A 2,587-nucleotide genomic window follows, 5' to 3' on the forward strand; every position below is an offset into this window, starting at 1 on the left:
GCCACGCCCGCCGTCCCGCCTGCCCCACTCGCCCCCGCCGCGAACGCCGCCCCCGCCAACCCCGTCGCAGCCGCCGCCGTCTTCGCTCCGAAGGCCAGTGACAGTGTGAAGCCGAGCGGGAGTGGGACCAGGGCGATGCCGACCAGGAGGCGTTCCGCCGGTACGACGGACTCTCGGGGGTCGCCGCAGTAGGTGCAGCCCCGTAGGTGGCGGGCCAGGCGTTTGCGCCAGACCGAGTCCTGGCGGCCGTCCCAGCGGGCGGTGACCTCGCGCAGTTCGGGGCAGGCGCCGTCGAGGGCGCGGACGATGGTTCGGGCGGTCTCCAGGCGTTCCTTCATGCGCTGGACGCGGACCGCCGCGTGCTGGCGGCTGATTCCCACCGCCGACGCCAGTTCGCGGCGGGTGAGTTCGCCCGCGACCTCCAGCCACCACAGGGAGAGCAGTTGGCGGTCCTCGTCGTCGAGCCAGCGGACCGCCTCCGCGACCTCGCGCCGCTGGCCCTCCAACTGCAGCCGTAGAACCGTGAGTTCGGCGAAGTCGGCGGCGTCGCCCGGTAGCCCGTCCGGCAGCTGGTCGGGGGACTTGCGGCGGCGGGCCCGGTCCCGGATCTGGCGCATGGCGATCGCGACCAGCCAGGACCGGAAGCTGTCGGGGTCGCGGAGCGAGCCCAGGTGGTCGACGGCGCGAAGCATCGTCTCCTGGACGACGTCGTCCACGTCCGCATGGCCGTTGAGGGCGCGGCCGACCACGTTGTAGACCAACGGCAGCCAGCCCGCGACCAGTTCGTCCAGCGCCCGCCGGTCACCGGCCTGTGCCGCCGCGATGGTGGAGTGCCACTGCCGTCCGTCCATGTCGCCCCTCGCCCTCCCCGGTGTCACGTGGTCCACGACGGTGTCACTTGCTGTACAGCAGCGTCCCGAAGCCGAGTTGGTCGTAGCCGCCGCTGTTGGGCCCGTAGTCGCCGCCACCGCCCTCCGCACGCACCTTCTCAGCCATGAGGGTGATGAACGGGGTGCTCAGGCGCCGTCGGCGGGCGTAGTGGTTGTGCAGAATCTCCCAAACCGGGCGAACGGCTCCCCGGGCTATGTCGGAGATCACAGGCTGCTCCATGTACCGGCCGGCGCCCTGCCCGCTGCGCCAGGCGTACGTCGTGAAGGGCACGGCCGCGCCGAGGTTGTACTTGGCGACGTACTCGGCGGCCTTCATGAACCGGTTGTCGAGGTAGCCGTAGAGGTCGACGTCCTGGTTCCAGGCCATCTCGCAGATCGCGCCCAGCAGGCCCATGCCCATCATGGTGTGGCCCTGGTCCCGGCCGCTCTCCTGCCACTGGGCGAGGCCCTGGCCGCCGTAGACGAACGGGATGGCGTGCTTGAACGAGCCGTTGCCCGCACCGGACTTCATGTAGGTCACCGCGCGTTCGAAGGTGGCGCGGTCGTCGCACAGGATGCCGGTCGCCATGAGGGAGGCGACATTGCAGAGGTCCCAATTGGCCCAGTAGTTGGTGATGTTGGCGGTGTTGTGGTTGGTCAGGAAGTCGGTGTTCATCGGCGTGAAGACGGTGCGCAGCATCTTTTTGAAGCGGGCGAACTCGAAGTGCGGGTGGTCGCGGACGAGTTCGGCCGCGTTGGCGAACTGGTAGCCGTAGATGCCGGAGGCGAGGAAGCGGTCGGAGTTGCCGTTGACCAAAGTCAAGGTGGCCGACCAGGCGTTGAGGATGGCGACGGCCGTGTCGCCGTTGGCCTTGGTGCCGCCGATCTTCCAGCGCAGGGCGTTCTGGTAGGCGGCATGGATGTCGTTGTAGAGGATGCCGTAGTTCTGGCCGGTGCCGCCGCGTACGACGACGGCCTGCGGGCGGGGCCGCCAAGTGCTCGCGGAATGCGGGTTGTTGGTGAGCCGCGTCCAGCCCTTCAGCCAGGGGTCCTTGCGGGCGGCGACCCGGACCTCGGCGCGATGCAGGTCACCGGCGTTGTGCAGCATGCCCGGATGCGCGAGGGCCTCCGGCCTGGCGGTGGGGGTACCGATGGCGGTGGCGATACCGGTCTGCGCGGCGTTGGCCCCACCGCCCGAGAACGCGGCGATCCCGCCGCCGACGACTCCCGCCGCCGCGACTCCGCCGCCGAGCGTGAAGAGGCCCCGGCGGGTGAGGCGGTGCTTGTTGACGGGCTTGCGGGCACTGGTCGGCTTGGGTGCGCTCGTGGCCATGTGGGTGGCTCCGGTGCGTGAGGAGACTGGGGACGCAGAGGGAGACGGGGTGAAGGCTCCGGCGATAACAGTTTTTGCGGCAGCTACGGCGCCGAGTTGGAACCCGTAGGGGGAAACCCTGGTAAATCCCTTGTTCTGTAAGGGAGTTGGTCCGGGTGACGCCAGGGACGGGCACCCTCCTCGCCGACGATCCGCGGACGGCCGCAGTCGATGAGGCTGATCACCGACAGCCACCGGAGATCTCAGGAGCAGCCGATGCGCACCCGCCGCCGCACCACCGTCCTCACCGCCTCGCTCGTCCTCGCGCTCGCGGCCGGACCGCTGGCCGCACCCGCGTTCGCCGCGTCCTCGTCGCCCTCGACCGCCGTACGGGGGACGGCTGGTC

General features: G+C 70.2%; 2 protein-coding genes. Both read right to left on the bottom strand.

Features of this window, described 5'->3' with window-relative positions; translation table 11 throughout:
• Positions 1-851, bottom strand: an 851-nt coding sequence (locus tag R6V09_RS50515; RefSeq protein ID WP_317888151.1) for an RNA polymerase sigma factor, incomplete at its 3' end; no start/stop codon positions are given.
• 43 nt (positions 852-894) lie between these two features.
• Positions 895-2,202 (bottom strand): alginate lyase family protein, encoded by a 1,308-nt coding sequence (locus R6V09_RS50520; protein WP_317888152.1) that lies wholly within the window; start codon positions 2,200-2,202, stop codon positions 895-897.
• Positions 2,203-2,587: the final 385 nt, after the last annotated feature.

It is taken from the genome of Streptomyces sp. W16, assembly GCF_033194735.1.
Lineage (GTDB): Bacteria > Actinomycetota > Actinomycetes > Streptomycetales > Streptomycetaceae > Streptomyces.

Bases quoted from the DNA above. Each gene is read 5' to 3' on its own strand.
- R6V09_RS50520 (WP_317888152.1), bottom strand. From the start codon at position 2,202: ATGGCCACGAGCGCACCCAAGCCGACCAGTGCCCGCAAGCCCGTCAAC.